At 63.2% G+C, this 26,782-nt stretch carries 31 protein-coding genes; 18 read left to right on the top strand and 13 right to left on the bottom strand.

Annotated features, from left to right (window positions below):
* Positions 1 to 3 precede the first annotated feature (3 nt).
* Positions 4 to 1,029, bottom strand: coding sequence for a P1 family peptidase (locus ACWGS8_RS15445; RefSeq protein WP_454581722.1), 1,026 nt, complete (start codon positions 1,027 to 1,029; stop codon positions 4 to 6).
* Positions 1,029 to 2,096, bottom strand: coding sequence for a branched-chain amino acid ABC transporter substrate-binding protein (locus tag ACWGS8_RS15440; RefSeq protein ID WP_454581721.1), 1,068 nt, complete (start codon positions 2,094 to 2,096; stop codon positions 1,029 to 1,031). Before ACWGS8_RS15440 ends, ACWGS8_RS15445 begins: the two co-directional genes overlap by 1 nt.
* A 182-nt stretch (positions 2,097 to 2,278) precedes the next feature.
* Here ACWGS8_RS15440 and ACWGS8_RS15435 point away from each other — a divergent pair, with 182 nt between their 5' ends.
* The 7 genes from ACWGS8_RS15435 to ACWGS8_RS15405 all read left to right on the top strand — a co-directional run bounded on the left by ACWGS8_RS15435 (position 2,279) and on the right by ACWGS8_RS15405 (position 8,800).
* Positions 2,279 to 2,803, top strand: coding sequence for a flavin reductase (locus ACWGS8_RS15435; protein ID WP_454581720.1), 525 nt, complete (start codon positions 2,279 to 2,281; stop codon positions 2,801 to 2,803).
* Positions 2,800 to 3,729, top strand: a complete 930-nt coding sequence (locus ACWGS8_RS15430; protein ID WP_454581719.1) for an AAA family ATPase — start codon at positions 2,800 to 2,802, stop codon at positions 3,727 to 3,729. The genes ACWGS8_RS15435 and ACWGS8_RS15430 overlap by 4 nt, the downstream gene beginning before the upstream one ends.
* A gap of 4 nt (positions 3,730 to 3,733) precedes the next feature.
* Positions 3,734 to 4,999: a vWA domain-containing protein gene (locus ACWGS8_RS15425; RefSeq protein ID WP_454581718.1), complete on the top strand. Its 1,266-nt coding sequence runs from the start codon at positions 3,734 to 3,736 to the stop codon at positions 4,997 to 4,999.
* 47 nt (positions 5,000 to 5,046) lie between these two features.
* Positions 5,047 to 5,385 carry an XdhC family protein gene (locus ACWGS8_RS15420; protein ID WP_454581717.1) on the top strand — a complete coding sequence of 113 codons (339 nt, stop codon included), beginning with the start codon at positions 5,047 to 5,049 and terminating at the stop codon, positions 5,383 to 5,385.
* 6 nt (positions 5,386 to 5,391) lie between these two features.
* Entirely contained in the window at positions 5,392 to 6,129 is a 738-nt protein-coding gene (locus ACWGS8_RS15415) for an XdhC family protein (RefSeq protein WP_454581716.1), read from the top strand.
* 66 nt (positions 6,130 to 6,195) lie between these two features.
* The gene (locus ACWGS8_RS15410) at positions 6,196 to 7,806 is read left to right on the top strand and encodes an NTP transferase domain-containing protein (protein WP_454581715.1); all 1,611 of its coding nucleotides are present in this window, start codon (positions 6,196 to 6,198) and stop codon (positions 7,804 to 7,806) included.
* Between the two features lie 31 nt (positions 7,807 to 7,837).
* Entirely contained in the window at positions 7,838 to 8,800 is a 963-nt protein-coding gene (locus tag ACWGS8_RS15405) for an alpha/beta hydrolase (protein WP_454581714.1), read from the top strand.
* Between the two features lie 28 nt (positions 8,801 to 8,828).
* Here ACWGS8_RS15405 and ACWGS8_RS15400 read toward each other — a convergent pair whose 3' ends face one another.
* Positions 8,829 to 9,881: a DUF1176 domain-containing protein gene (locus ACWGS8_RS15400; RefSeq protein WP_454581713.1), complete on the bottom strand. Its 1,053-nt coding sequence runs from the start codon at positions 9,879 to 9,881 to the stop codon at positions 8,829 to 8,831.
* Positions 9,882 to 10,021: 140 nt separating this feature from the next.
* On the opposite strand from ACWGS8_RS15400, the gene ACWGS8_RS15395 reads away from it, so the two are divergent.
* Complete coding sequence (locus ACWGS8_RS15395) at positions 10,022 to 10,528, top strand: DUF1993 domain-containing protein (RefSeq protein ID WP_454581712.1); 507 nt, start codon at positions 10,022 to 10,024, stop codon at positions 10,526 to 10,528.
* A 55-nt stretch (positions 10,529 to 10,583) separates the two neighbouring features.
* On the opposite strand, the gene ACWGS8_RS15390 is transcribed toward ACWGS8_RS15395, so the two are convergent.
* Positions 10,584 to 10,748, bottom strand: coding sequence for a hypothetical protein (locus tag ACWGS8_RS15390; protein WP_080511763.1), 165 nt, complete (start codon positions 10,746 to 10,748; stop codon positions 10,584 to 10,586).
* Positions 10,749 to 11,042: 294 nt separating this feature from the next.
* Complete coding sequence (locus ACWGS8_RS15385) at positions 11,043 to 11,240, bottom strand: hypothetical protein (protein WP_454581711.1); 198 nt, start codon at positions 11,238 to 11,240, stop codon at positions 11,043 to 11,045.
* On the opposite strand from ACWGS8_RS15385, the gene ACWGS8_RS15380 reads away from it, so the two are divergent.
* From ACWGS8_RS15380 to ACWGS8_RS15370, 3 genes are all read left to right on the top strand, one after another.
* Positions 11,169 to 11,588, top strand: coding sequence for a hypothetical protein (locus ACWGS8_RS15380; protein ID WP_454581767.1), 420 nt, complete (start codon positions 11,169 to 11,171; stop codon positions 11,586 to 11,588). The genes ACWGS8_RS15385 and ACWGS8_RS15380 overlap by 72 nt on opposite strands.
* A gap of 115 nt (positions 11,589 to 11,703) precedes the next feature.
* Entirely contained in the window at positions 11,704 to 12,771 is a 1,068-nt protein-coding gene (locus ACWGS8_RS15375; RefSeq protein WP_454581710.1) for an aldo/keto reductase, read from the top strand.
* 44 nt (positions 12,772 to 12,815) lie between these two features.
* A complete protein-coding gene (locus ACWGS8_RS15370; RefSeq protein ID WP_454581709.1) occupies positions 12,816 to 14,084 on the top strand; it encodes a cysteine desulfurase-like protein in 1,269 nt (422 codons plus the stop codon).
* Between the two features lie 15 nt (positions 14,085 to 14,099).
* Here ACWGS8_RS15370 and ACWGS8_RS15365 read toward each other — a convergent pair whose 3' ends face one another.
* The 6 genes from ACWGS8_RS15365 to ACWGS8_RS15340 are packed head-to-tail and all read right to left on the bottom strand — an operon-like array spanning position 14,100 to position 20,133.
* Complete coding sequence (locus ACWGS8_RS15365) at positions 14,100 to 15,128, bottom strand: histone deacetylase family protein (RefSeq protein ID WP_454581708.1); 1,029 nt, start codon at positions 15,126 to 15,128, stop codon at positions 14,100 to 14,102.
* On the bottom strand, positions 15,125 to 15,646 hold the full coding sequence (locus ACWGS8_RS15360; protein WP_454581707.1) for an N-acetyltransferase family protein: 522 nt from the start codon (positions 15,644 to 15,646) through the stop codon (positions 15,125 to 15,127). The genes ACWGS8_RS15365 and ACWGS8_RS15360 overlap by 4 nt, the downstream gene beginning before the upstream one ends.
* A 3-nt stretch (positions 15,647 to 15,649) precedes the next feature.
* A complete protein-coding gene (locus tag ACWGS8_RS15355) occupies positions 15,650 to 16,153 on the bottom strand; it encodes a DUF523 domain-containing protein (protein WP_454581706.1) in 504 nt (167 codons plus the stop codon).
* Between the two features lie 19 nt (positions 16,154 to 16,172).
* Positions 16,173 to 17,102: a 3-keto-5-aminohexanoate cleavage protein gene (locus ACWGS8_RS15350; RefSeq protein ID WP_454581705.1), complete on the bottom strand. Its 930-nt coding sequence runs from the start codon at positions 17,100 to 17,102 to the stop codon at positions 16,173 to 16,175.
* Between the two features lie 3 nt (positions 17,103 to 17,105).
* Positions 17,106 to 18,491: an aminotransferase family protein gene (locus tag ACWGS8_RS15345; RefSeq protein ID WP_454581704.1), complete on the bottom strand. Its 1,386-nt coding sequence runs from the start codon at positions 18,489 to 18,491 to the stop codon at positions 17,106 to 17,108.
* Between the two features lies 1 nt (position 18,492).
* Positions 18,493 to 20,133 carry a N,N-dimethylformamidase beta subunit family domain-containing protein gene (locus ACWGS8_RS15340; RefSeq protein WP_454581703.1) on the bottom strand — a complete coding sequence of 547 codons (1,641 nt, stop codon included), beginning with the start codon at positions 20,131 to 20,133 and terminating at the stop codon, positions 18,493 to 18,495.
* Between the two features lie 155 nt (positions 20,134 to 20,288).
* Here ACWGS8_RS15340 and ACWGS8_RS15335 point away from each other — a divergent pair, with 155 nt between their 5' ends.
* The 3 genes from ACWGS8_RS15335 (at position 20,289) to ACWGS8_RS15325 (ending at position 22,119) form a co-directional block, all read left to right on the top strand.
* Complete coding sequence (locus ACWGS8_RS15335) at positions 20,289 to 20,537, top strand: ParB N-terminal domain-containing protein (RefSeq protein WP_032930073.1); 249 nt, start codon at positions 20,289 to 20,291, stop codon at positions 20,535 to 20,537.
* Positions 20,538 to 20,655: 118 nt separating this feature from the next.
* A complete protein-coding gene (locus ACWGS8_RS15330; protein WP_454581702.1) occupies positions 20,656 to 21,141 on the top strand; it encodes an SRPBCC family protein in 486 nt (161 codons plus the stop codon).
* Between the two features lie 24 nt (positions 21,142 to 21,165).
* Positions 21,166 to 22,119: an alpha/beta fold hydrolase gene (locus tag ACWGS8_RS15325; protein WP_454581701.1), complete on the top strand. Its 954-nt coding sequence runs from the start codon at positions 21,166 to 21,168 to the stop codon at positions 22,117 to 22,119.
* A gap of 50 nt (positions 22,120 to 22,169) precedes the next feature.
* Here the strand turns inward: ACWGS8_RS15325 and ACWGS8_RS15320 are convergent, their stop codons facing one another.
* Positions 22,170 to 23,198 carry an isopenicillin N synthase family dioxygenase gene (locus ACWGS8_RS15320; protein WP_454581700.1) on the bottom strand — a complete coding sequence of 343 codons (1,029 nt, stop codon included), beginning with the start codon at positions 23,196 to 23,198 and terminating at the stop codon, positions 22,170 to 22,172.
* A gap of 106 nt (positions 23,199 to 23,304) precedes the next feature.
* Between ACWGS8_RS15320 and ACWGS8_RS15315 the strand changes: the two genes are divergently transcribed.
* On the top strand, positions 23,305 to 23,703 hold the full coding sequence (locus tag ACWGS8_RS15315) for a GFA family protein (RefSeq protein WP_454581699.1): 399 nt from the start codon (positions 23,305 to 23,307) through the stop codon (positions 23,701 to 23,703).
* Between the two features lie 150 nt (positions 23,704 to 23,853).
* A complete protein-coding gene (locus ACWGS8_RS15310) occupies positions 23,854 to 24,066 on the top strand; it encodes a hypothetical protein (protein WP_454581698.1) in 213 nt (70 codons plus the stop codon).
* A 6-nt stretch (positions 24,067 to 24,072) separates the two neighbouring features.
* Here the strand turns inward: ACWGS8_RS15310 and ACWGS8_RS15305 are convergent, their stop codons facing one another.
* Positions 24,073 to 24,981, bottom strand: coding sequence for a hypothetical protein (locus ACWGS8_RS15305; protein ID WP_454581697.1), 909 nt, complete (start codon positions 24,979 to 24,981; stop codon positions 24,073 to 24,075).
* 165 nt (positions 24,982 to 25,146) lie between these two features.
* Here ACWGS8_RS15305 and ACWGS8_RS15300 point away from each other — a divergent pair, with 165 nt between their 5' ends.
* A complete protein-coding gene (locus ACWGS8_RS15300) occupies positions 25,147 to 26,019 on the top strand; it encodes an undecaprenyl-diphosphate phosphatase (protein ID WP_454581696.1) in 873 nt (290 codons plus the stop codon).
* 133 nt (positions 26,020 to 26,152) lie between these two features.
* Positions 26,153 to 26,773: a transglutaminase-like cysteine peptidase gene (locus ACWGS8_RS15295; RefSeq protein WP_454581695.1), complete on the top strand. Its 621-nt coding sequence runs from the start codon at positions 26,153 to 26,155 to the stop codon at positions 26,771 to 26,773.
* The last annotated feature ends 9 nt before the right edge of the window (positions 26,774 to 26,782 follow it).

Here is a 26,782-nt window from a genome sequence, read left to right as displayed (position 1 = left end):
GATTCAGCCCGAACGCGACGACCAGACGGGAAACAGGTCGTTGTCGGCTGGCGTTGCGGCAAACACGCCGCGGCTGATGGCGCGCGCCATGGTGGCGCCGGCAGTGGCATAGAGGTCGATTGCCGCATCGGCTTCGAGCCGGATGCCGCTCTTGCCCGTCGCCAGTGCGAACACCAGGTCGCCGTCGGCCGGCGTGTGCGTCGGCCAGATGGCGCGCACGAAGCCGTCATGCGCCGACATTGCCAGGCGTTTCGCCGCGGCCGTGGTGAGAACCGCATCCGTGGCAATGACGGCGATGGTGGTGTTGCCGCCGGTTTCCATCTGCCCGCCTGCCTGCCTGTCGCGGTATTTCAGCAAGATGCTCCTGGCATCGGCAGGCATGGGCGACGGATAGCCGAGCCCGCCGAATTCGCCGCCGATTTCGAAGGGCGCTGCCCAGAAATGGCGGGTGCGGCCGACGGTCACCGATCCGGTCGGATTGACGGCTGCCAGCGCACCGATGGTAACGCCGGTGTCCAGCAGCGTCGAAGCGGAGCCCAGCCCGCCCTTGAGCCCGGCGGTCAAGGCACCGGTGCCGGCACCGACCGTGCCGAGCTGGAAATCTGTGCCGGCGGATTGCGCAGCCTCATAGCCGAGGTCGCGATATGGGGGATAACGACCCCAGTCCTTGTTCCCGCCATTGCGCAGGTCGAACAGGATAGCCGCCGGCACGATCGGCACGCGAAAGCCGCCCACCTCGAAGCCGATGCCGCGCTCGCGCAGCGCCGCCTGCACGCCGGACGCAGCGTCGAGGCCGAAAGCCGAGCCGCCCGACAGCACCACGGCGTGGATAGCCTCGACCGAATTGTGCGGTTCGAGCAGATCCGTCTCGCGCGTGCCCGGCGCGCCGCCCAGGATCTGGACACCGGCCACCGCCGGTTCGTCGCAAAGGATAGTCGTCACGCCGGATTTCAGCCGGGCGTTGGAAGCATTGCCGACGCGCAGGCCGGCAACGTCGGTGATCAGATTGCGCGGACCGGTGCGGAACATCAATTGCTTTCCAAAGGCACGAAGCGCGTGCCGTCGAAGCGGAAGACGCGGTAGGGGCTCTGGCTGAGGTCGCCCTTGGCGTCGAAGCGGACCGGACCGATCGCCGTGGTGAAATCGTGCCCGCTCAGCGCCTCGGTCATCGGCTTGTCCGGGGACAAGGCCGACGCTGCCTTGGCGATCTCCACCGCCGCATAGGCCGGCAGCGTATAGCCGTCCGGCACGATTTTCTGCGCGGAGAAGCTTTCCATCACTTTTGCGTCGGCGACATCGGCCCATTCGGGCGGCGCGATCATCAGGGTTCCCGTCGCATAGGGCACGTCTGCGGGCGGCGTGCGCAGGTTTTCGCCGCCGGCAAAAACGATGCCGGCCTGAAGCTGCGCTGCGTCGCGGCCCATAATGGCGATGTCGTCACCGTCGCCGCCGGCAAAGACATGCGTGGCGCCGGCCTTCTTCAGTCGCCCGATCATCCCTATCTGGTTGTCGAGTTGCGGCCGGAACGTGTCGACGAACACCGGCTTCAGCGCTGCTTGCTCGGCCGCGGCGCGAAATGTCTCCGCCATCTCGCGGCCGTAGATGGTGCCGTCGTCGATGATGGCGAACAGCTCCTTCTGCCACAGGTGGGTGAGGGTGGAGGCGACGGCGTTGCGTTCATCGTCGCCGCGCGGCCCTAGGCGATAGACCGGCCAGCCGGTCTTGGCGCGGCGGTCGGTGAGGCTTTCGGTGCGCACGCCGACGGTGATGACCGGGATATTGGCGTCCTTGAGGATCGGCATCGCCGCCTCGATGGCTTCAGTGCAGAGGAAGCCGACCACGACGCTGACCTTGGCCGCGGCAAAAGCCCGGGCTGCGGCTGCACCGCCATCGGCCGTGCAGGCATCATCTTCGGTCTTGAGTTCGACTCCGTTTGCTTGCGCCGCGAGCCCGGCACCGGCCTCGATCTGCTTGCCGAGGATGGCCGACGGTCCCGACAACGGAGCAACAACACCGATCGTCAGCGTCTGGGCGCTGGCGCCGCCGGCCAGGAACAGCCAAGCCAGCGCGGCCGATATCGTTGCCCCGGGTCGCATCCTGCCGAAGAGTTCCTCCCAAGCCCGCTATAACAGCGCAGGCACCAATTCCCGCCAAGACCTAAAGGCTGCCCGGCCTTGGTGCAACACGCGAATTTGGGGATATGGGCCAAGCACTTCGCTTGTGGCATGTCATGTCTGGCCATATATAGCGGTAGGGTTCTGGCTATGGACAATTCCCGGTGCTGAAGAAGAATGACATTGGACCGCAGGCCTATCGCGACGCGATGAGCCATTTTGCCGGCCACGTCCATGTGGTCACCACCGACGGGCCCGCCGGCAAGCGCGGCACGACGGTGATCGCTGCCTGTTCGGTGTCGGACACGCCGCCGACCATCCTGGTCTGTCTCAATCGCGAAAATGCCAATAATGAGCTGTTCGTGAAAAACGGCCGGTTTGCCCTGAACACGCTGGCTTCGCACCAGGAACCGCTGTCGGTCGGCTTTTCCGGCATCACCGGCCTGCCGGTCGAGGAGCGTTTCGCGCTCGGCGAATGGGATGTGATTTCCACCGGCGCGCCGACGCTGAAGGGCGCGCTCGCCGTGTTCGACTGCGAGTTGATCGACACCAAGGATCTGGCCACGCATCGTGTGCTTTTTGGCAAGGTGACAGGGCTTCGCATGGGCGATAATTTGCGGCCGCTGATCTACCACGCCCGCGGCTACCATGTCCTGGACAGCGGGGCGGCGTTCACGGAGAAAGAATGACCGCACTGAAACCGCGCCCCGTACCGCGGACGATCGACGAGACGCTCGATCTCCTGACCGGCGCGGATTATGTGGCGGACCGGTCGCTCGCGACGGTGCTGTTCCTGTCGTTGCGCATGAACCGGCCATTGTTCCTCGAGGGTGAGGCCGGCGTCGGCAAGACCGAGATCGCCAAGGTGTTGGCGCAGGCGCTTGGCCGCCGGCTGATCCGCTTGCAGTGCTATGAAGGCCTCGACGTTTCGTCTGCCGTCTACGAGTGGAATTACGCCGCGCAGATGATCGAGATCCGCATGGAGGAGGCGGCCGGCAAGGTCGACCGCTCCGCCATGGAGCGCAACGTCTTCTCGGAAAAATACCTGATCCGCCGCCCGGTGCTCGATGCGCTGACCGGCAAGACCGGGGCGGCCCCGGTCTTCCTGATCGACGAACTCGACCGAACCGACGAAGCTTTCGAAGCCTTCCTGCTCGAAATCCTCTCCGATTACCAGGTGACGGTGCCCGAACTCGGCACCATCAAGGCGCAAGAGCCACCGATCGTCATTATCACCACCAACCGCACCCGCGAGATCCACGACGCGTTGAAGCGGCGGTGCCTGTATCACTGGGTCGATTATCCCAATGCCGAGCGCGAATTGGAGATCGTGCGCCGCAAGGTGCCGCGAGCCAATCAGCGGCTTTCGGCGGAGGTGGTCTCCTTCATCCAGAAGCTGCGCCAGATTGAATTGTTCAAGGTGCCGGGCGTCGCCGAGACCATAGACTGGGCCGGCGCGCTGACCGAACTCGACAAGGTGGCGCTCGACCCGGAGACCGTTTCCGACACGATCGGCGTGCTGTTGAAATATCAGGATGACATTGCCCGCATCGGTACGGGCGAGGGCCGGCGCATCCTCGACGAGGTCAAGGCCGAGCTCGCGGCGGCGGAGTAGCGCGATGAAGGCGCCGGGTGCTTCCCCCAAAGAGGCCGACCCCAATGAGGCGACGGCGGACGGGCGCATCGCCGACAACATCGTCTATTTCGCCCGCACCTTGCGCAAGGCGGGCATGCGGGTCGGGCCGGCCTCGGTCAAGGATGCCATCGAGGCGGTGCTGGCCGCAGGCATCGGCTCGCGCGACGATTTCTACTGGACGCTGCACGCGGTGCTGGTGTCCAGGCACGAGGATCACCCCGTCTTCGACGAGGCCTTCCGGCTGTTCTGGAAATCGCGCGAACTGATCGAGAAATTGCTGGCGATGTTTTCGCCGGTGGCGCCCGACGCCAAGGAGAAGCAGAAGCCACGCGCTGCCGAAACCCGCGTCAGCCAGGCGATGTTCGAAGGTCATCAGAAGAACCAGCCGCCTCAGGAAGTCCCTGAGATCGAGGTCGATGCCCGCTTCACCTTTTCCGGCAACGAGGTGTTGCGGGGCAAGGACTTTGCCCAGATGAATGCAGCCGAAATGGCGGACGCCAAGAAAGCGATCGCCGAGCTGCGATTGCCTTTCGACATGGTGCGGACCCGGCGCTTCAAAGCCGATGCGCATGGCCGTCGTATCGACCCCCGTGCCATGATGCGCTCGGCCGCGCGCACCGGCGGTAAATTGATCCTGCCGAAATTCCGCTCGGCCCGCGAAGTCCACCCACCGCTGGTGGTGCTGGCCGACATTTCCGGTTCGATGAGCCAGTACACGCGCATCTTCCTGCATTTCCTGCATGCGCTGACGGAAAAACGCCGGCGCGTCCACACTTTCGTCTTCGGCACGCGGCTGACCAATCTGACCCGGCAGATGCGCCACCGCGAACCCGATGCTGCCCTTGCCGATTGTTCGGCGGCGGTGAAGGACTGGTCCGGCGGCACGCGTATTGGCGACACACTGGCCGAGTTCAACCTGATCTGGTCGCGACGCGTGCTGGGGCAGGGCGCGGTCGTGCTTCTGATCACCGACGGGCTGGAGCGCGACGATGTCGTCGGCCTTTCGCAGGAGATGGAGCGGCTGCACAAATCCTGCCGGCGGCTGATCTGGCTCAATCCGTTGCTGCGTTTCGACGGTTTTCAGGCACGCGCCCGCGGCGTCAAGGCGATGCTGCCGCACGTCGATGAATTCCGCTCGGTGCACAATCTCGATGCGCTCGCCGACCTTTGCGCGTCGCTGGACAAGAAGTCGGCACAGTCCGTCGATCCGCGCCGATGGATGGAAGCTGGCGCGAGGCACGCCGCGTAGCCATATGTTTTCCTGGCCCTGGAAAACAGACCGTGAGAGAAGCAACGATGAACGACAGTCTTTATCTCGATGAGGCCCGCGATCCGCTGATCATCGCGGAAGGTTGGATGAAGGATGGCAAGGATGTCGCCGTTGCCACCGTGGTCGAGACCTGGGGTTCGGCGCCGAGGCCTATCGGCAGCCATCTGGTCATCGATGCGGACGGCAATTTCCATGGCTCGGTCTCGGGCGGTTGCGTCGAGGGTGCGGTGGTGAGCGAGGCGATCGACGTCATCGACTCTGGGAAGGCCAAAATGCTCGAATTCGGCGTTGCCGACGAAACCGCCTGGCAGGTCGGCCTGTCCTGCGGCGGCCGTATCAAGGTGTATGTCGAGCGGTTGGGCTGATCTCAGATGGATCCATACGCCCTGAAAACCTTGAATGCCGAGCGCCGCGCCCGCCGCGCGGCGATCCTCGTCACCGATCTCGGTGATGGCCGCGACCGCATCGTACGCGAGGGCGACCAGGTCGCCGGCGACCTTGGAGCCGCTATCGCCAGGGCGTTTCGGTCAGGAAATTCCGGTTCCGTCGAGGCGGAAGGGCGGACCTTCTTTCTCAACGCGCATCTGCCGCAGCCGCGCCTGGTGGTGATCGGCGCCGTCCATATCAGCCAGGCGCTCGCACCAATGGCCCGGATTGCCGGCTATCCCCTGGAGATCATCGATCCGCGCACCGCCTTTGCCACGCCGGACCGGTTTCCCGATGTCGTTCTGCATGCCGAGTGGCCGGAAGATGTGCTGAAGCGCCAGCCGCTCGACAGCTACACCGCACTTGCCGCCGTCACCCATGACCCGAAGATCGACGATTTCGCGCTGAAGGCCGCACTCGACGCCAACTGCTTCTATGTCGGCGCGCTCGGCAGCCGCAAAACGCACGCCAAGCGCGTCGAGCGCCTGCTGGCGCTGGGCGCTGCTGCCGACCAGATCGCCCGCATTCACGCGCCGATCGGGCTCGATATCGGTGCCGCCAGCCCCGCCGAGATCGCTGTCGCGGTTCTCGCGCAGACCATCTACGCCTTTCGCTCGCGCGGCCTCGATGCCTCCGCATCGGCCCAAAGATCGGAATCGATTTTGGAGAAGCACGATGCGTAGGCTCAAAGCAGCAGAGCGTCCTTTGCGCGTCCAAGTGGACGCGCGGCGCTCTGCGGGCGCAGCGGCGTGAAGTTCGGTCCCATCCCCATTGAAACCGCCGAAGGCGCGGTGCTGGCGCATGCCACCACGGCCGGCGAAAAGCGCTTCCGCAAGGCGCAAAGGCTGAGTGCCGAAGACATCTCAGTACTCAAGCGGGCAGGCATCGTGCAGGTCGTCGCGGCCGTGCTTTCCTCGGATGATCTTGGCGAGGACGCGGCGGCGCAAAGAATTGCCGAGAGCATGAGGTTCAGCGGCATAGAGGCGAGACCGGCCGCCACCGGCCGAGTCAATCTCCATGCCAAGGCATCAGGCATCTTCACGGTCGATGCTGCGATGATCGACGCCATAAACGCCGTCGATCCCGCCATCACCCTTGCCACGCTGGCGCAGCATGCGCCGGTCGAAAAGGGTCAGATGGTGGCAACGGTGAAGATCATCCCCTTCGCGGTCGCCTCCACCTTGGTCGACATTGTTGTGAAAATCTGCGCCGGCGGCGAGATATTTGCCGTCAACGCCTATCTGCCGGTGCGCGTTGGCGTCATCCAGACGGTCCTGCCGGGCATCAAGCCCAGTGTGCTTGACAAGACGCTGCGCGTCACCGAAGCGCGGCTGGCGCGCTCCGGCGGCAGGTTGATGGCGGAGCGCCGCACGCCGCATGAGATCGCGCCCGTGGCGCAGGCCGCCGCCTTGCTGGCGCGCGACAATGACCTGGTGGTGATCTTCGGCGCCTCGGCGATGAGCGACTTCGCCGATGTGGTGCCGGCAGCGATCGAGAGGGCCGGCGGAACAGTTGTCCGCGCCGGCATGCCGGTCGATCCCGGCAACCTGCTGGTGCTCGGAACACTCGGCGGCAAGCGCATTATCGGCGCGCCCGGCTGCGCCCGCAGCCCTAAGGAAAACGGCTTCGACTGGGTGCTCGACCGGCTGGTTGCCGGCCTCGACGTCACCGCGAAGGATATTGCCAGCATGGGGGTCGGTGGGCTGCTGATGGAAATCCCGACGCGGCCGCAGCCGCGCGAACCGCTGCCGGCCAAGAGCCGGCTCAAGGTGGCAATCGTGCTTCTGGCGGCTGGCCGGTCGAGCCGCATGGGCGGCCCAAATAAGCTCATGGCGCTCTTCGACGGCAAGCCGCTGGTGCGCCGCACCGCCGAGCGCGCGCTCGCCTCGAAGGCATCGGGCACGATCGTCGTCACCGGCCATCAGCGCGAGCGCGTACGCGCGGCTTTGTCTGGCCTCGACGTCACTTTCGCCGACAATCCCGATTTTGCCGATGGCCTGTCGACCTCGCTGAAGGCCGGCATTGCCTATCTGCCAGAAGACACCGCCGGCGTGATGATCGTTCTGGGAGACATGCCTGGCGTTGTGTCAGGCGATCTCGACCGGCTGATCGATGCCTTCAGCAAGGCCGGAGGCAATTCGGTGGTCCGCGCCTCGCATCAGGGTAAGCGCGGCAACCCGGTGCTCCTGCCGCGCGCTCTGTTCCCGGCCATCGCCCATCTCGAAGGCGATACCGGCGCACGCCATCTGGTCGAGGCCGAGGGGCTCGATGTCATCGATGTCGAGATCGGCGAGGGCGCCTCTGTCGATGTCGACACCCGGGAGGCGCTCGAAGGCGCCGGCGGCGTGTTGCAGGATTGACAAACCCGAACTGAATTAACATGCCTTGAGGATGGCTTTTCTTCCGTCCACCTTTGCGCCTCTACCGCCCCCCTCTGGCCTGCCGGCCTGGCCGGCAGGCCAGAGGGGGGCGGTCACGCTCCATGCCTTTCTGATTTCGCTGTTTTTTCTGTTTTCTGCCGCCCAGGCCGATGCGCTCGAACTGAAACCCTTCAAGGACGATCTCTTCGCCTATCCGGCGACGTTGTCGACCGGCGACGGCGGCGCTTACACAGTCATCGACTATAGCGAGATGCGCGACATCAACCAGCGCGACGAAGTGCCGGAAAAGCGCGTGCATCCGCAGTACACCGACGTCAGTGTGCGCAAGGTGCAGCAAGATCTGATGCTGAAGACCGATGCCGGCGATGTCCGGCATATCGCCGTCGGCAAGACGGAAGGAGCCGGCATCATTGTGCTTTACCTGCACGGGCAGGGCGGCAGCCGCAAGCAGGGCGTCGACGATTTCACTTTCGGCGGCAATTTCAACCGCATCAAGAACCTGATGGCCGGCAATGGCGGGCTCTATCTCTCGCCGGATTTCCCCGATTTCGGCGACAATGGCGCCGCGCAGGTCGCGGCCTTGATCAATCACTACGCCGAACAGTCGCCGGGCGCGAAGATCTTTGTCGCCTGCGGCTCGATGGGCGGCGCGCTGTGCTGGAAGCTTGCCGCCCGCAACGACACCGGCCGGCGCATCAACGGGCTGCTGCTGCTCGGGTCTTTGTGGGACGAGAGTTTTCTCGCTAGTCCCGCCTTCAGGCGTCATGTCCCGGTCTTCTTTGGCCAGGGCAGCCATGACGTGGTCTTTCCCGTGGCGAACCAGGAAGCCTTCTTCCGCTCCATCATCGCCGGGTCGAAGGCCTATCCCTATCCGACCCGCTTCGTCCGCTTCGAGACCGGCACGCATGGCACGCCGATCCGCATGGTCGACTGGCGCGGCACGCTGAACTGGATGCTGTCGAAGGCGCCCTGACCGGCGCTGCCTGGCAGCCACTCAGCGCTCAGGGCGCGGTGTTGTAGTCGACGACCGTCTGTGGGTTCTCCTCGCCGTCATAGGAGGCATCGACGTCATACTGGACCAGCGAGAAATCGCCGTTACGGAACAGATAGGTTCCCGAATCGGAGGCATCGCCGACGCCGCGCCATTTGTTGAAAGTGGTTATCGTATGGGCGTTCGGGTCATAGTTGGAATTGGTGGCCCATCCCGTGGTGTGGAAGCCGATCACCGTCACACTTAACAGTTTGCCGTCACTGTTGTTGTTCTCGTAGCGGATATCGGTCTCCGGTTCGGCGAACTGCAATTGCTTCACGGCCGACAATTCGTCGGTCATGTAGTAGACCGAACTCTCATTGTAGGCCGCGGCCGAACAGGAGAAATGGAACAGCCGTGTTTCCTTGTCAGGATCGCCGGGTTGCGCATCCTTTTCCTTGTATTTGATCGAAAAGACCTCCGGCTCGCCGCCCAGGAACTGCTTGTCGCACTGGTCGCCATAGGTCGCCTGGAAGGCTTTCTTGACCTGCTCGAGTGCCGTATCCTTCTTCGGCGGCGGCGGGCCGTCGCCGCAGCTCGGCGGCAGCGCCTCCTCGAAATCCGCCGTTGAGGGTTTCAACGCGCCTTTTTCGATATGGATCGGATCGAAAGGTGGGGCGGCCTGGGCCTGTGCATTGACCTGGCGCAGTGTGTAGCAGCCGGCAAAGACCTTTTCGCCGCCGCTCTTGTCCGTGGCACGGATGGCGACCGGGACGTTGTAGAAGATGCTGCCGGCGGCTCCGTCGTCCGAAATAGCTCCGGTCGTGACCTCCACCTTGTTGGTGCCGTCATAACCCTTGACGAAACTTTCAAAATCTTTAGCCGGCTTCGTATCGCCATAATATCCCCAGGCGCGGGCGAATTCGTGCCGGTTGATGGCGCTGTAGAGCGAGCGAATGACCGCCTCGGCGCTCGAGCGGTCGTCTACATAGGGTGCTTCGGGCGCATCGTCGGCGGCTAGCGCCGCTTGGCCTGATATGGCAAGGGAGAAAAGGGCAGTCGCTGCGAGAAGGACGCGTCTCATCGGGAATCTCCGCTCGATAACGGAAATTCTACCACGGCGATTGCGGCGGCGTGGTGACGCGGACCCCACGGCGCTTGAAGAATCGTGCGCGCAGGCGCTACGTCGCTGCGCCGGCGTTCCGACCGGACAGGAGATCTGACGTGACGATATCGATGTATGAGGCATCCGTGCCAGTGTTTTCAGCCAGGCTGAAAGCACTTTCCAATGTGCTGGCGGCTGCCGAACAGAATGCGCTTGAGCGCAAGATCGACCCACAGGTGTTTTTGACCGCGCGGCTTGCGCCCGACATGTTCGCCTTGACCCGGCAGGTGCAGATCGCCACCGACCACGCCAAGGGCGCGCCGTCGCGGCTGGCCGGCCGAGAGGTGCCGAAATATGAGGACAATGAGGCAAGCTTTGCCGAACTCGAGGCGCGGATCGCCAAGACGCTCGCGCTTCTGGCGACGTTCTCCGCAGCGGATATCGACGGCTCCGACGACAAGGTCATCGAACTGAAACTCGGCGGGCGCGAAACGACGTTGGCCGGCATGCAGTATCTGCTGCACGTGGCCATGCCCAATTTCTACTTCCACCTCACCACCGCTTACGACATCCTTCGCCACAATGGCGTGCCGCTTGGCAAGGCGACATTCCTGGGATCGCGTTAAGGCGCAGGCATTCTGAGATGTCCCGAATCCGTCCGGGACATCTCGCGAGACACATCTAGCGAATGGACATTTCGCGGGCGACGCGCGGAAAATCGGCGGGCTTGATGCCGATATCGGCGCGGTCGGCATTGCTCATCGAGTGAAGCAGCGCGAGCGCCGCGCGGTATCGCAGATGTTCCTGCGGGCGCGGCCGGGCGAACATTTCCGTGAAGAAACCCATGATCAGGCTCCTGGTTGGTCCTCCACGGCCGCTAATATAGGTGAATCGTGACAATTGTGCAGTGCAGCATTTGCATGCCTGCTATGTCCGGATAAGTTTCCTAAAATTTTTTGCAACCCACTGAAACTTCCGCGCCGCACAAACCGTAAGCTTCGACGCTGGCTCATGGCCAGTTTTCTTCGCCACTCCTGGCGAATTTCCGGACTGCATGAAAATGCAGTCCGGCTTTTTGTTTTGAGGGACCGGTCGCGATCCTCGAATGGCTAAATTCATTAAGATCGGTGGTATGTATTTTTAACGAGCCGGGTCTATGGTCTGGAACCTGACAGCAAGGGGGAGGCTGACATCGCTACCAGCGCCAAGCGCGATTTCGCTTCGCTGCTCGACGACCTCTTCGTCGCCTCCGACAAGGGCGACGCTATCGAGAGCGACGAGGCCGGCGCGCGTCCGTCCATTCCGTTCGATTATCTGTCGGTCGCCGACGAACTCCATTCCGGCCGCATCAAGGTGTCGGCCGCCGAGTATCGCGAGGCCGGTGCTGACCTCGCGAGCGAATTCGCCGCCTTGCTCGAACACGCCAAGCTGGCGCTGGCTACCGAGGACCCAAAGCCCGAGGAAAAACTGCCGCCGATCGATCCGGAATCGATCGCGGCCGAACTGGGATTGAACCAGCCCAAGAGCGCCGCCGATTTCGGCCGTATGCGCCGCAGCTTTGCTTTCACCAACCATCCCGATCGCGTCGCCCCGCATCTGCGTCAGCGCGCCATGATCCGCATGCAAGTGGCCAACATGCTGATCGACGAGGCCAAGCGCCGCGCCGTGGCCGGCGCCCGCCGCTAGCTGAACATCGCTGGTTCACGCAAAAGTCGGCCTCGTGAGGGTTGGAGAGCGCCGCAGCTTTCCCTATACATGCAGCCTCCCTCCCGCACAGACTTTCCCTCCGGAGCAGAATTCCATGCACAAGCGCCGTCTTGGTCGGACCGATCTTCTTGTTACCCAGATCTGCCTGGGCACCATGACCTGGGGCCAGCAGAACACCGAGGCCGAAGGCCACGCTCAGATGGACCTGGCTTTTTTGCGCGGCGTCAATTTCATCGACACCGCCGAACTCTACCCGATCCCACCCAAGGCGGAGACGCAGGGACGGACGGAAAAGATCATCGGCAGCTGGATGAAGGCCAAGGGCAATCGCGACCAGGTGATCCTTGCCTCCAAGGTCGTCGGCCGCACCGCCAACAGCTGGTTTCGCGGCGACAGGCCGTCGCAATTGGTACGCGCCGATATATTTGACGCCGTTGACAAATCCCTGGCCAAGCTCGGCACAGACTATCTCGACCTCTACCAGATCCACTGGCCGGAACGGGATATCCCCTGGGGTGCCAACCCGACGCGCATCGGCGCCGTAGCGCGGCGTGCCGATGCCGATGGCGCACCGGCCAACGAAACGCCGATCGCCGAGACGCTTGCCGTCTTCGACGAACTGGTGAAGGTGGGAAAGATCCGTCATTTCGGCCTGTCGAACGAAAGTTCCTGGGGCGTCATGCGGTTTCTCGCCGAGGCCGACAAAGGCGTCGGACCGCGCGTTGCGTCGATCCAGAACGCCTACAATCTCGTCAACCGCACCTTCGAGGTGAACCTTGCCGAGGTCTGCGAGCGCGAACAGGTGTCGTTGCTGCCTTACTCGCCGCTGGCTCAGGGCTATCTGACCGGCAAATACGACCATGGCGCCCGGCCGGAGGGCTCGCGCACGCAGCTGTTCAATCGCGGCCAGCGCTACGAGACGCCGAATGCAGCGGAAGCGCTGCTCGAATACAATGAACTGGCGCGCTCCTTTGGCCTAGAACCGGCGCTGTTTGCCAATGCCTATGTGTCGAGCAGGCCGTTCGTTACCTCCAACATCATCGGTGCAACGACCATTCCGCAGCTCGAAATGGCGTTGTCTTCGGTGGATGTTGTCTGGACCGAGGAGATGCAGAAGGCGGTGGACGCGATCCACCAGCGGGTCGGCAATCCCTGTCCCTGATCGGCGGAGATGGATTATCATGGAATAACAAAGGGGTGGAGACAATGGCGGATTTTTCGATCGAGGCCGTGCGTGGACAATTTCCAGCGCTTTCCCTGGCCGACAAGGGCCGCCGTCGCATCTATCTCGACAACCCCGCCGGCACGCAGGTGCCGCAGGCCGTCGCCGATGCGGTGTCGCGCTGCCTGCTCACCACCAACGCCAATCTCGGCGGTTATTTCGAAACGACGATCGCCGCTCAATCCGTCGTCGACGAGGCGCATCAGGCGATGGCCGACTTCCTCGGCGCGGCGACCCCTGAGGAAATCATCATCGGCGCCAATATGACGACGCTGACCTATCACATGTCGCGCACACTCGGCCGCGCGCTGAAGCCCGGCGACGAGCTCGTCCTCACCCGCATGGACCACGAGGGCAATGTGTCGCCCTGGCTGCAACTGGCCGAGGATTTGGGCCTCGTGGTGCGCTGGCTGCCATTCGATGAAAAGAGCTGGCAGGTCGAGGAGGCGACGCTGACCGGGCTGTTGTCCGACAGGACACGGCTGGTCGCGTTGAATTATGCCTCGAACCTGACCGGTTCGATCAACCGGGTCAAAGCCCTGACCGCCATCGCAAAACGGGCCGGCGCCCTGGTCTATGTCGACGCCGTGCAGTTCGCGCCGCATGGCCTGATCGACGTGCAGGAGCTCGGCTGCGATTTCCTGATCTGCTCGGCTTACAAATTCTTCGGTCCGCATATGGGCATTTTGTGGGGGCGGCGCGAAATCATTGATGGCCTGAACCCCTACAAATGCCGCTGTTCGTCCAATGGCCTGCCGGAGCGGTTCGAGCTCGGCACGCCGCAGATCGAGCTGATGGCCGGCCTCACGGCGGCGGTCGACTATTTTGCCGGGCTGGGTGCGGCAGCGGGCGAGGGTGGTTCGCGCAGGCAGAAGATCTCCAAGGCGTTCGAAGTCTCCATCGCCTATGAGAACCCGCTGGCGCAAAGGCTGATCGATGGCCTGTCCGACATTCCAGGCCTGACCATCCATGGCATCACCGATCGCGAGCGGCTAACCGATCGGGTGCCGACGGTCTCCTTCACGGTCGACGGCATCGTACCGGAGACGATCGTGCGGCAGATGAATGCCGAAAACATCTTCCTGTGGTCCGGCCACAACTACGCCTGGGAGATCGTCCACCAGCTCGGCATTCCAGCCGAGCAGGGTGTCGTGCGCATCGGCATCGCCCATTACAACACGGCGGCCGAAATCGATGAGACGCTGGAGAGCGTGCACCGGGTCATCGCCATGCTCAGGCAGCTGCGCTCCTGACGCCAGGAGAAACCGTCACCGCACCTTGCCGCCGAACCCGGTGAGGAAGGCGGTGAGATTGTCGCCGAGTGCGTCGCAGAGATAGCCGCCTTCCTGGACGATGACGCTCGGCAGGCCGAGTTTGCCAATCGCCTCACCAATGCGGGAGAAGCCGGACGTCGTCACCGAAAGCCCGCCGAACGGATCGCCTTCGAAGGCGTCGAGACCGAGTGCCACCACCAGCGCATCCGGTGAAAAGGCGCGGATGCGCTGGAACGCAACGCCAAGCGCTTCCAGAAACGCCGCGTCGGCGGATTTGCGCGGCAAGGGCAAGTTGAAATTATAGCCGAGGCCGGGGCCTTCGCCACGCTCGTCGGCATGACCCCAGAAGAACGGGTAGAACCGCACCGGATCGGCATGCAGCGAGACCGTTAGCACATCGGGTCTGGCATAGAAGATGCCTTGCGTGCCGTTGCCGTGGTGCAGGTCGACGTCGAGGATCGCCACCCGCGCCGCCTGCTTGCGCAGCACCTGCGCCGCAACCGCCGAATTGTTTATGAAACAGAAGCCACCGGCGACATCGGCAAAGGCATGGTGGCCAGGCGGACGGCACAGCGCATAGGCAGCCTGCGCGCCAGCCATCACTGTTTCCGCCGCCTCGACCGCACTCCAGGCGCTCCACAGCGCGCTCTGCCAGGTTTCGCCTGAGATCGGGCAGGCTGTGTCGGCCATATGATAACCGGCCTGGCCGACCGCCGAGGCCGGATAGGAGCCGTTGCGCGCGATCGGATGGATGTTGGGGATCACTTCCGCCGAAGCGCCCTCGATGCGCTGCCAGCGCTCGAAAATATGTTCGAGGAAGTCGAGATATTCGGGCGTATGCACTGCGGAGACAGGGCCATGACCGTGATTGCGCGGCCGCTCGATCGTGCAGCCGGCAGATTTTACGCCGGCTAACAATCTCTCGACGCGCTCGGGCTTTTCCGGGTTAGGCTGCGCCGCACCACTGGAAAGAAACGCCTTTGGGTCGTGGCGCTTCTGCTCTTCGGCGTAAAAGGCCTTCATTCCTGCTCCTCTCGCGCGTCGGCGAAGGCAAAAAAGGCCTCGCCGATGATTTTCTGCGTCTGTTCGTAACTCGACCAGGCAATGCCCAGCCTCTCGTAGAAAGCCTTGGCGCCCTCATTGTCGGTGTCGACCGACAGCCTGAGATAAACGCCGCCGTCCTTCCGGCATTCCGCGGCCACGCGCCGCAACAGCTGCTCGCCGATCTTGCGGCCACGGAACCGGTCCTCGACATAGAGGTCCTGCACATAGACGCCGGGCCGCCCCATCCAGGTCGAAAAGATCGGGAAATACAGGCAAAGACCGGCGAATTCGCCGTCGACTTCGGCGATCAGGGTGGAGAAGGCCGGCTTGTCGCCGAATCCGTAGCGGCGGAGATCATCGGGTGTGGAGGTGATCTCCTGATGCGCGCCGATATGGGTGCCGAGTTTGAGAAGCGCGGCGTGAATGGTTTCGGCGTCTTCGATTCGTCCGGGGCGGATGACGATATCGCTAGTCACGGTCTGGATCTTGCCTGCCATGGATCAGGCCGTAGTTTCGACTGAACCGGGCCTATTCAGGAGAGCATCAAGGTCGCCGATACTGTCTTCCGAAAAGACGCGAATGCCATTGGCTTCCAATAGAGCGGCGGTCGTGCCGCGACCGGCTAGGCGCTTGCCTGAAAAACTGCCGTCATAGACGAAGCTGCTGCCGCAGGACGGACTGCCGTCGGTAAGAACGGCATAGCGGCATCCTGTTTCTTGGGCGAGTTCGAGCGCGAGCTGCCCGGCGTCGAGATAAAGTGCGGTCACATCTCTCCCCGTCTGCTCGACCACTCGCCCCTTGCCGTGGAGCACAGCGTCGGCTGTACCGTGAATTTCCGCTGCAGGACGCGGCGTGGAAAAGCCTGCGGCGACCTCCGGACAGATTTGCACGACCCGTCCTTCCGCCTGCCAGCGTGTCAGTACGGGATGACCGTTTAGGCGATAGGAGCCGTTGTAGCGGACATGGCTGCCGAGCAGGCAGGCGGAGACGAGAACCCTTTCCATATCAGCTCCTTCCTCGCTTCTAGAAAGCCACCCGGTCGCCGCCCTTCAGCGCCAACATCTCGCGCGCCTCGGGCGGCGTGGCGACCTCCAGCGACAGGCCGTCTAGAATGCCCCGGATGCGCCGCACCTGATCGGCGTTGGATTTCGCCAGCTGGCGGCCGTCATAGAGACTGTCTTCCAGCCCGACACGGACATTGCCGCCCATCGCCGCGGCCATGGCAATCAGCGGCATCTGCTGGCGGCCGGCGGCCAGAACGGAGAACTGGTAGCTGTCGCCGAACAATTTGTCGGCGATGCGCTTCATGTGGACGAGATTGTCCGGATCGGCGCCGATGCCGCCCAGAATGCCGAGCACGAACTGGATGAACAGCGGCCCTGACACCAGGCCGCGGTCGCGGAAATGCGCCAGCGAATAGAGATGGCCGACGTCGTAGCATTCGAATTCGAAGCGCGTGCCGCAACCCTTGCCCAGCCGCTCAAGCACGCCTTCCATGTCGGCGAAGGTGTTCTTGAAAATGGTGTCGCGCGTGGCCTCGAGCAACTTCGGCTCCCACTCATGCTGCCATTCCCTTGGTTTGTCGAGCATCGGAAACAGCGCGAAATTCATCGAACCCATGTTGAGCGAGCACATTTCGGGCTCGGCCCGCAACGGGGCAGCCAGCCGCTGGTCCAAGGTCATCAGCGACGAACCGCCGGTGGTGATGTTGATCACCGCATCGGTCGCCTGCTTGATGCGTGGCAGGAACTGCATGAACACGTTCGGATCGGCGGTCGGCCGACCGTCTTTGGGGTCGCGGGCGTGCAGATGCAGGATCGACGCGCCGGCCTCGGCGGCTGCGATGGCATCCGCCGCGATCTGGTCCGGCGTCACCGGCAGATGGGGTGACATCGATGGCGTGTGCACCGAGCCGGTGACGGCGCAGGTGATGATGACTTTTCGCGGCGCCATTCTTTACCTCCGGCCTTCGACTGGCAGGTCGAGCTCCGATGCCAGAACCTCCAGCGAGTCGCCGATGATGGAAATGATCTCGCCGACCTGTTCAGCGGTGACGATCATCGGCGGGGCGACCATGAAATTGTCGCCGTCGACGCCGCCCTTGACCCGGCGGCCATAGATGATCAGCCCGCGCTCATAGGCGAGGTCGAGCAGACGCTGCGTGGCTTTCTTGTTCTGGTCGATCGGCCGCAGTGTCTCGGGATCGGCGACCATCTCGGCGCCGGTCAGCAGGCCCTTGCCGCGCACGTCTGCGATGAAGGGAAAGCGTTTCGCCAGCCCCTTCAGCCCGTCCATCAGCACGTCGCCCATGGCGGCGGCATTGGCGATCAGGTTGAGCCGGTCCATCTCGCCAAGCACGGCAAGGCCTGCGGCGCATGCCAGCGGATTGCCGGCATAGGTATGGCCATGCTGGAAGCCGCCGGAAGCAAGCAGCGGCTGCACCAGCCGCATTGGTGCGGCCAGTGCGCCGAGCGGGGCGTAGCCCGAACCCAGCCCCTTCGACAGCGCGACAATGTCGGGCTTGCAGTTCCAGTGGTCGCCGCCGAGGAATTTGCCGGTGCGGCCGGCGCCGCTCATCACTTCGTCGTGGATGAGCAGGATACCGTAGCGGTCGCAGATTTCGCGGATACGCGCATAGTAGCTGTCCGGCGCAACAAGCGCCGCGGTAGCGGCACCTCCGATCGGCTCCATGATGAAGGCGACGACACTTTCCGGTCCTTCCGCGAGGATTTTGTCCTCCAGCATGTCGGCATAGCGGATGCCGCGCTGCTCCATCGAAAGATTGTCGCGGTCGCGCCAGCCAGTAGGCGCCGGCACGGTGGGCATCACCCGCATCATCGGCTCGAAGGTTTCGGCCAGAGCGTCGTCGCCGGTGATCGAGAGCGAACCCAGCGTGCCGCCATGATAGGAGGGGAAGCGCGTGATCACCTTCCAGCGGCTGGCCTGGCCGGTGGCAACCGCCCATTGCCGGGCCAGCTTGATGCAGGATTCGGTCGCTTCCGAGCCGCCCGAGACGAAGAAGATGCGGTCCATGCCTTCCGGCAGTTTGCCGGCAAGCTCACGCGCGAGTTCCTCCGCCGGCTCGTTCTCGAAATGCAGGCGATAGGCAAAGGTGGCGCGGTCCATCTGCCGCTTCATGGCATCGAGCACGTTGTGGTTGGAATGGCCGATATTGGCGACCATCGGGCCGCTCGAACCGTCGATAAAGCGGCGGCCGTCCCGCGTCCACATATAGATACCCTCGGCGCGATCGATCAGCGGCCGGCGCAGGCTGGACAGATAGAACAAATGCGACTGGTGGCGGGCTTCTGCGTCTGGAGCGGAAGGCTGGACTTTCGACATGTCAGGACTTTCCAAGGTAACGATCAAGGACATTGCGGGTGACGCGTTCGACCATCGGGTCTTGCCTTAGCAGGCCGGCCACCCACTCGCAGCTCCCGGCATGGAACACCTCGCCCCTGCCGCGTGGGAAATTGACGATCATGCCATTGCCGCGTTTGACTTTTTCCAAATTGGCGTCGCTCGCCTCGCCGAACAAAGTCTCGGCGGTGAAGCGGCCATCCTCGTCGGTCAGAAACTGGTCCTCGATCGGAATGTCGGCGCTTTCTTCGACCTGGCTGGCCATGCCGACGGCAAGAACCTGCAAGCCATCCGGCGCTCCGCTGGTCTCGGCGGGGTAGGGCAGGCCGCCGCGGATCTCGAAGTCGAGCCCGTCGACTTCGTAGCCATAGACATGGCTGTCGGCGCCGAGCAGGTCGCCGTAATAGATGCCGGTTCCAGCAAAGGCCCAGTGTTCCGGCCGGTAGACCGGAAAACCACGTACGCCGCGCGGCGCGCAGCCGCCCCAGCCGGCATAGACGCCGCGCGTCGCGTTGAGCCCGAAGGTTGCTGAACCCGGCCGGCCGATTTCCGGTGCTTCCCAGGAATTGGTGGCACGAGTGACGTCGCCGCCGCGATAGGCCGGGTCTTCGGCCCGGGCGCGGTATTTGTAGCAGACCTGCCGGCGGCCTTCGTCCTCCAGCCTGGTCTGCCACATGAAATTGCCGGCGAAACGCGCGGCATGGCCGCCGCGCTCGACATAATTGTCGACCGCGTCGCGCATTTCCCAGGTCCAGTATTCGTCATGGCCGACGAAGACGGCGCAGTCATAGCCGTCGAAAATGTCGGGCGAGACATGCAGATCGTGCTGGCTGGCGAGGTCGATGGCATAGCCGGCCCGCTCGGCGAAGCGGAAGAAGTGGCTGTCGTAGCTCGCCCAGCCGGACGAGGCGTATTTCTTTGAATGACCGGTGGCCAGCGCCCATTCCATATGGGGGTAGCGTGGCACCGTCTTGGGTGGCACGGCCACCTCGATTGGCACGCGCGGCGCATCTTTTGGCAGCACGACGAAACCGCGGCACCAGGGGCGCTGCGTGGACACAACAGGCGAGTACTGATTGCGGTCCGGCCCGGTGATGCCCTGATAATGGTTGGAGCCGCCCCAGGTGTTATAGGCAAGCCAGGTGCCCGTCGCCGCCACCTGCAGCACACGGCCTGGCTTCTTGCCGGGTTGGGGAGAGACGATGAAGAGATGGTGGCTGCGAATTGGGTTGCCGTCACGGCCATCAGCGGTCAGCGTTACCCGGTAGGCGCCGGACGGCCAGTCGCTGCCGACGCGAAATTCGAAGGACGCTTCCCAGCCGCAGCCCTCGGCCGAGCATTGGTCCGGGCTTTCCTGCCAGCGCGATGCAATACCCGATTTCTCGAACATTTTTGTCTCGCTGCCGCCGTCGCGAGTAATCGTCATGCCGAATGTCGGCGCTGTCGAACTGACATGCAGCGTCACCATCTCGCCGGCGCGATAGGAAAAGCGATCCGAGTAGCACCAGATTTCGCCGCGCTCGCCATCCATGCCTGGCCACTCATAGTAATGGCCGCGCACCGCCTCGCGGCGCTGCTCGGGCGTCAGTCCGAAATCGGGGAATTCGGTCGGCAGATGGGTCATGAACACCGGAAAGGATCGAAGGCCGCCATTTCGGCCATCTGCCGGCCAAGCGTCAAATGGAAACGATCGGGCCAGCAATTGCTTAGCCGCCCTTGGCCGCATCCGGCAAAGCGACTATTTCAGGCGAGGCGGTATGTTCCGCCTGGGGAGCCAGTATGCTGAGAGTGCAAAAGGTCAAGGTCGACGAGATCTACGTGCCGACGGCGCGCAAGAAGACATTGCACCCCGAGACCGTCCGCCATCTTGCAGAAGATATTCTGGAGAACGGCATGAAGACGCCGATCCAGGTCCGCCACGACGGCAAGCGCCATATCCTTGTTGAAGGTCTGCACCGGCTGGAAGCGGCCAGGTGGCTCGGCGAGACCGAGATCGACGCCTATCTGGTGCAAGCCAAGCGCCACTGACACCTCCTTCGTCCTCGCAGCATTGAAAGCCTGCCGGCAATTTTTCACTGACCTTGTCGGGTTGCGTTCTGTCGGCTCGTCCTTGGGACGGAAGCTAGATCAAACCGAGGAGACCACCTTGACCACCAAGCTCGACATCGCCCCCGCCAATGACCGCGAACTGGTTGTCGCGCGCATCATCGATGCGCGGCGCGAGAACGTCTATCGCTGCTGGACCGACACCAGGCTTTTGACGCAGTGGTTCGCCCCGAAACCTTGGACGACGCCGCGCGCCGAAATGGATGTGCGCACGGGCGGTTCGAGCCTTGTCGTCATGGCCGGCCCCGACGGCAATGAATTTCCGAACCCCGGGGTGTTCCTGGAAGTCGTTCCGGGCACGAAGATCATCTTCACCGATGCCTACACTCAGGCATGGGAGCCTTCGGAAAAGCCGTTCATGACCGGTGTGCTGACCTTTGAGGACGAAGGCGAGGGCCGGACCCGCTATATCGCGCGCGTCCGCCACTGGAGTGTTGCCGACCGCGAACGACACGAGGCGATGGGTTTTCACCTGGGCTGGGGCCAGTGCACCGACCAGCTCGAAGACCTCGCCAAGACGCTTTGAATCGGCAGGACGGAGGAAAACGACATGTCCAAGACCCTGCTTTTCGCCATTCTTGCTTCGGTCGCAGCGCTTCTCAGCTGTCCGAGCACCACAAATGCCGAGGAGGCAAAACCTGCCATGACCATCGAAACGAAACTGCCGAAACCCGAAAAGTCCGGCCTGCTGCCGGTCAACGGCCTGAATTACTACTACGCAGTCTACGGCAAGGGCGAACCGCTGCTTCTCTTGCATGGCGGTCTCGGCTCCATCGACATGTTCGCGCCGATCCTGCCCAAGCTCGCCGAAAACCGCACCGTGATCGGCGTCGACCTGCAGGGACATGGCCGCACCGCGCTGGGCGACCGGCCGTTCCGCCTGGAGGCGATCGGCGACGACATGGCCGATATCGCCAAGGCGCTCGGCTATGACAAAGTCGACGTCATGGGCTATTCGCTGGGCGGCGGCGTCGCCTTCCGCATGGCGGTCCAGCATCCCGAGACCGTGCGCCGGCTTGTGCTGGTTTCGACCGGCTATGCCGCCAACGGCTTCTATGACGAGATGCGCCCGCAGCAGGCGCAGGTGGGCGCGGCGGCGGCCGAATTCATGAAGGACACGCCGATGTACAAATCCTACGTCGCGGTGGCGCCGCACCCGGAGGACTTTCCGAAACTGCTCGACGCGCTCGGCATTTTGATGCGTCAGGACTATGACTTCTCGGCCGATGTTCCCAAGCTGAAGATGCCGGTCATGCTGGCCTATGGCGACAGCGACATGTACAAGCCCGAGCACGAAATCAAGTTCTACCAGATGCTCGGCGGCGGGCTGAAGGACGCCGGCTGGATGCGTGAGAACTTGTCGCAGAACCGCTTGGCGATCCTGCCCAACCGCACCCATTACGACGTCTTCTTCGCCCCTGAACTGACGGCCGCCGCACTGCCGTTCCTCAATGGCCAGACCAATGTGAAGAGCTGGGACGAGGTGGTCAGCGAAACGGAATGACGGAATGCCATCTCCGCCGGCTGTCTCGAGAGGGACGGCCGGCGGATTGTTTAGGAAGCTTTTGCCCGACGCGGCTGCCTGAGATGCTTGATGCCGCTCATCTCGACGAAATTCGTCGCCGACTCCCAGAGATAGTCACCGTATAGAAACGGTTCGAAAAGCTCTGCGCCGCTCAGCGGCAGCGGCGCGATCTCGGCGTTGACACGCGGCTCATAGAAAAACGGGATCGAAAACCGCGCTGTCTTCGGTGCGATCACCCGATGCCGCGTCGCCCGCACCCGCCCGCCGGTCCAGCGCTCCAGCAACTGGCCGAAATTGACCGCCAGCGTGCCGTCGGCGGGCGGCACGTCGATCCATTCGCCGGCGAGGTTTTTGGCCTGCAAGCCTTCGACACCGTCCTGCGCCAGCAAGGTGACGAAACCGGAATCGGCATGCTCGCGGCCGATGATGGTGCGAGTTTCCCCCTTGTGGATCACCGAGAAGTCAGGCCCGCTGAAGTCGATACCGGCATTGGCATCGCGCAGGGGGTAGCGGATCAAGCGCAGCGTCGAGATGCCATGCTCGAAATAGGGATCGAAGATCGTTTCCGGCAGGCCAAGCCCGCGCGCGATCGACCGCATCAGCGCGTTGCCGACCCTCTCAATTGCCCGATAATAATCGGCTGCCGCCATATGCCAGCCGGGCAGGGCGTCCTCGGCCGGCAAGGGCGTCGGCTCGCACAGCGGATCGTCCGAGTCCGAAACGCCGGCTGCATCGGCGATATCCGGCCCCATGTCGATGCCTTCCTTGTAGGAAACGGCTGCCGGCTGCAGCGGAAACCAGCCGCGATAGACATTCTTCCTGGTGCGGTCGAAATTCCAGCGCAGCAATTTCTGCTTCTCGGTTTCGGGAAGGGCGAAGATGCGCAGCAATTGCGCTCGGCGTTCCGGCGTCAGCCAGGCGTCTCCTGGAAAATTTCGAACCGCCATGAAGCCGATGCCCGAGGCCGCGGCCATGATGCGGGCGTCGGTGCGGTCGCGGCGAGGCGAGGGCGGCCCGAACAGATCCGCAATGCCGATGGTTTCGATGTCTTGCGTCACGGTCCCCTCATCACGGTAATCGATGAAACAGTATCAAAGCTTTTCAATTGACCCAATCCGTCCCGCCATTTACCTCGATCGCATACTCTCATCATGGATCACGGTGATGGCCAAACATCAGGGCGGGTGCCTGTGCGGAGCGGTGCGCTACAGCACCGACGCGGCGCCTATCAACGAACGCATCTGCCATTGCCGGCTTTGCCAGAAGGCGATCGGCGCCGCCTTCAATGCCCGCGTGCTGTTTCGCATCGATGATGTGACCATCGAAGGGCCGCTAGCGACCGTGAACACCTCGCCCGATCTCAAGCGCGGTTTTTGCCCGAGCTGCGGCACGACGATGTTTTCGCGGCGCGACTCCGCCGGCATCATCGGTATCACCACCGGCTCGCTCGACGATCCCTCTTTCTTCAGGCCACAGATGCATATTTTCACCGCCTCGAAACAGCCCTGGGTGGTGCTCGATGACGGCCTGCCGCAATATGAAGGCGCTCCGCTGCCAGGCTAGGTCTTCCTTCTCCCGCAAGGGGAAAAGGGAAGGCGGGACCATGACCAAAAATTGATCCAAAACATCACGCGATAGCCGGCAAAACGTCATTGGCGGGCCATCATTGTCTTCCTATCTATGCTGCGCGGGCCGGCATCGAGGAGACGACGGATGAACGACAGCATCAGCACCCTGGACGAGCTTTTGAGCGATCCGATGGTCCTGCTTGTCATGGAGCGCGACCGTGTGCGCCCAGAACAGGTACGAATGCTGCTTGAGCAGGCCCGCAGCCGGGCGCCCGATGACGTACACGCCGATCAGCCGGTCGTTCCGCCGGCCCATATTGTGGCCAGAAGTTGTTTCCAGCAATGGCTGCGCAGCTAGGCGCGGTCAGTTTGAGCTAGGCTGCAAATAGCTGTAATGGCTGCGGAAATAGGCAATCCTGAAGCCGAGGCGCGCATAGTTGCGATAGGCCGGGCCGTCGCGTTCCTCGTGCGGCGCCTCGATGTCGGCGACGAACAGTTTGGCGCCGGCCGCAATCCCGTCGCGCACCAGCGCTTCTCCAAGCACCGCGTCGAGATCGAAGCTCGGCGCCATGATGCCCGGCACCGGCGCGTCGATGCCGCTCCAGGCCGCGCCGTCGGCGCCGATGAACAGCGAGCGCACCGCGGCCACTGCTCCATCCCGTTTGGCCATATAGTGATGCCAGCCCTGTCGGCCGACCAGAGCCAGCAGCCAGGGTGAGGTGGGCAGCCGGTAGCTTTTGTCGATAAAGCCGGCCCACTCGCTTGCCGATGCTGCCCTCGTCACGCGTTCGACTGAAACCCCGTCAACCGCAAAGAGCGGCTCGGACGCGAGCGGTTCGGCCTCGCGATAAATCCGCTCCCAGCCGCCCTGGCGCTGCAGGCCGCGCGCCTCGAGCCAGCATCTGAGGCGTAATGGTTCGGCGTGTGGATTGACATAGAACCAGGGCCGCGAAATGCCGGCGGCGCGGTAGTGCGCCAGCAGCGCGTCGAGCTGGCTTTCGGAGGCCGGGCTGTCGACGCCGAAATTCTTCACGCAGTTGAAGTGGACGAACGGGATCGTCGTGCAGGTCGTCCAGGCGAGGTCGCCTTCTCCCGCTATCGAAAGGCCTTGTCGTGCGGCGAAATCGGCCGGTGCTGCGGCATAGAGGTCGAGCCAGGCGTTCACCTCGGCGCGCTCGATAATACGGCTGAGGTCGCGCGAGACATCGTCGATCGCGATGGCTGGCAAGTGCGGTTCGGGCAGGGGCTGTAATTCTGACAGGGCGGTCAGCATGGCTCTCCTCCGTCATTTAACTTACAGTGTAAGATTAGCGGAGAATAATATGAACGGGCGGCTTGTCAAGCGGCGCCTTACAAATCCGTAAATAGGATTCCGCGCATCGCGAGTCTATTGCTCGCGCGGACCGCTCTTCAAGATTCTCCGACGGAAAGGCTCGACATGGCTGACATCTGCACCCAGGGCGTGGATACGGGCTTTGTCGGCCTGGGATTTGCCAAGGTCGCCTTTCTCGGCCTGGTGCAAGGCATCACCGAATTGTTGCCGATTTCCTCGACCGCCCATATGCGCATCGTGCCGGCGGTACTCGGCTGGCAGGACCCGGGCTCCGCCTTCTCCGCCGCCATGCAGCTTGCCGCCCTTGCCGCCGTAATCAGCTATTTCTGGGGCGATGTCAGGGATCTCCTGTTCGGCTCGCTCGACGCGCTCACGCGGCGCGATTTTTCCGACCGGCATTTCCGGCTGGCGTCCTGGATCGTGCTGGCGACGATCCCGATCGTCATTGCCGGCGTCGCGCTATCGGGCGTTCTCAATGCCTGCAATTCGCCGCTGCGCAGCCTGACCGTGATCGGCTGGTCCTGTATCGCCATGGCGATCCTGCTGGCACTGGCCGAGATTTTCGCCCGGCACAGGCGCACCATTGGCGAAGCGTCGCTCGCCGACGCGCTGCTTGTCGGCGTTGCCCAGATCGGCGCGCTTATCCCCGGCGTCTCGCGCTCGGGCTCGACCCTGACGGCGGCGCTGGGGCTCGGCTTCAAGCGGGCCGAGGCGGCGCGCTTCTCGTTCCTGCTCGGGCTGCCGGCGATCGCGCTTGCCGGTCTCAAGGAGCTGTGGGAATTGCACAAGGTTCACCTCGACGCCCATGGCTGGTCGGTTCTTGCCACCGGGTTGATCGTCGCCTCGATCTCCGCCTTCTTTGCCATCTGGGGTCTGATGCGGGTGCTGGAACGCTTCTCCGCCTGGCCTTTCGTCATCTATCGCGGCCTGCTCGGCGCCGTCCTGCTGCTCGGCCTGGCGATGGGATGGCTGGCTTGACAGCCCAGTGTTGCGTGCCGGCATCAGTTGAGTGCATGAGTCGCTCCCTCGGAGATGTGATCGCCAGGGTTGATTGACTTCGGAATGTAACCGCCCTTAACATTCTGTTAACAAAACAGGTGGGTGGGGCCGGATGGCATCCTCGATGGGTTGGCGCCGAAAGGCGAAGGGGCTGGCGGTTGCGGTGGCCGTTCTCTGTTCGGTGACGGGTTCGGTCTATGCCGCGCCTGCTTCGATGGTTGTCGGCGGCTCGACCTCCCAGCCGATCGGCCACTATGATTTTTGCAAGATCCATGTCGCCGAATGCTCGATCCGCTCGCCCGACAGCGTACCGGAACATCTGACCAGCAAGCTGCTGCACGATATCTCGGCCGTGAATCTCTCTGTCAACACGCGCGTCAAGCCGATGAGCGACATGGACAATTACGGCAAGGACGAATGGTGGGCCTATCCGGACAATGGGTTTGGCGACTGCGAGGATTACGCGCTGGAAAAGCGGCGTGAGCTCAACGGCATGGGCATTGCCATAGCCAATCTTTTGATGACGGTGGTTCGCAAGCCTGATGGCGAGGGTCACGCCGTGCTGACGGTGCGCACCGACAAGGGCGACTTCATCCTCGACAATCTGACCGACAAGGTCCGCTTCTGGAACCAGACGAGCTATCGCTACCTGAAGCGGCAGGCGAGCGACAACACCGGGCACTGGGTCTCCATTCTGGGTGGTGACGAACAGCTGGTCAGCGCCGTCAAATAGCCGGGTCGG

This window comes from Mesorhizobium sp. 43Arga, from assembly GCF_053714255.1.
Note: the sequence above shows the minus strand (reverse complement) of the source record. Positions and strands in the feature narration are given on the sequence as shown.

Coding starts and splice junctions, on each gene's coding strand:
- ACWGS8_RS15325 (WP_454581701.1), top strand. CDS start 21,166: ATGTCCAAGACCCTGCTTTTCGCCATTCTTGCTTCGGTCGCAGCGCTT.
- ACWGS8_RS15400 (WP_454581713.1), bottom strand. CDS start 9,881: ATGAGACGCGTCCTTCTCGCAGCGACTGCCCTTTTCTCCCTTGCCATA.
- ACWGS8_RS15405 (WP_454581714.1), top strand. CDS start 7,838: ATGGCTTTTCTTCCGTCCACCTTTGCGCCTCTACCGCCCCCCTCTGGC.
- ACWGS8_RS15310 (WP_454581698.1), top strand. CDS start 23,854: ATGAACGACAGCATCAGCACCCTGGACGAGCTTTTGAGCGATCCGATG.
- ACWGS8_RS15340 (WP_454581703.1), bottom strand. CDS start 20,133: ATGACCCATCTGCCGACCGAATTCCCCGATTTCGGACTGACGCCCGAG.
- ACWGS8_RS15305 (WP_454581697.1), bottom strand. CDS start 24,981: ATGCTGACCGCCCTGTCAGAATTACAGCCCCTGCCCGAACCGCACTTG.
- ACWGS8_RS15375 (WP_454581710.1), top strand. CDS start 11,704: ATGCACAAGCGCCGTCTTGGTCGGACCGATCTTCTTGTTACCCAGATC.
- ACWGS8_RS15295 (WP_454581695.1), top strand. CDS start 26,153: ATGGCATCCTCGATGGGTTGGCGCCGAAAGGCGAAGGGGCTGGCGGTT.
- ACWGS8_RS15390 (WP_080511763.1), bottom strand. CDS start 10,748: ATGGGTTTCTTCACGGAAATGTTCGCCCGGCCGCGCCCGCAGGAACAT.
- ACWGS8_RS15360 (WP_454581707.1), bottom strand. CDS start 15,646: ATGGCAGGCAAGATCCAGACCGTGACTAGCGATATCGTCATCCGCCCC.
- ACWGS8_RS15440 (WP_454581721.1), bottom strand. CDS start 2,096: ATGCGACCCGGGGCAACGATATCGGCCGCGCTGGCTTGGCTGTTCCTG.
- ACWGS8_RS15300 (WP_454581696.1), top strand. CDS start 25,147: ATGGCTGACATCTGCACCCAGGGCGTGGATACGGGCTTTGTCGGCCTG.
- ACWGS8_RS15415 (WP_454581716.1), top strand. CDS start 5,392: ATGGATCCATACGCCCTGAAAACCTTGAATGCCGAGCGCCGCGCCCGC.
- ACWGS8_RS15355 (WP_454581706.1), bottom strand. CDS start 16,153: ATGGAAAGGGTTCTCGTCTCCGCCTGCCTGCTCGGCAGCCATGTCCGC.
- ACWGS8_RS15425 (WP_454581718.1), top strand. CDS start 3,734: ATGAAGGCGCCGGGTGCTTCCCCCAAAGAGGCCGACCCCAATGAGGCG.
- ACWGS8_RS15385 (WP_454581711.1), bottom strand. CDS start 11,240: ATGGAGTTCGTCGGCGACCGACAGATAATCGAACGGAATGGACGGACG.
- ACWGS8_RS15365 (WP_454581708.1), bottom strand. CDS start 15,128: ATGAAGGCCTTTTACGCCGAAGAGCAGAAGCGCCACGACCCAAAGGCG.
- ACWGS8_RS15370 (WP_454581709.1), top strand. CDS start 12,816: ATGGCGGATTTTTCGATCGAGGCCGTGCGTGGACAATTTCCAGCGCTT.
- ACWGS8_RS15315 (WP_454581699.1), top strand. CDS start 23,305: ATGGCCAAACATCAGGGCGGGTGCCTGTGCGGAGCGGTGCGCTACAGC.
- ACWGS8_RS15445 (WP_454581722.1), bottom strand. CDS start 1,029: ATGTTCCGCACCGGTCCGCGCAATCTGATCACCGACGTTGCCGGCCTG.
- ACWGS8_RS15335 (WP_032930073.1), top strand. CDS start 20,289: ATGCTGAGAGTGCAAAAGGTCAAGGTCGACGAGATCTACGTGCCGACG.
- ACWGS8_RS15345 (WP_454581704.1), bottom strand. CDS start 18,491: ATGTCGAAAGTCCAGCCTTCCGCTCCAGACGCAGAAGCCCGCCACCAG.
- ACWGS8_RS15350 (WP_454581705.1), bottom strand. CDS start 17,102: ATGGCGCCGCGAAAAGTCATCATCACCTGCGCCGTCACCGGCTCGGTG.
- ACWGS8_RS15430 (WP_454581719.1), top strand. CDS start 2,800: ATGACCGCACTGAAACCGCGCCCCGTACCGCGGACGATCGACGAGACG.
- ACWGS8_RS15420 (WP_454581717.1), top strand. CDS start 5,047: ATGAACGACAGTCTTTATCTCGATGAGGCCCGCGATCCGCTGATCATC.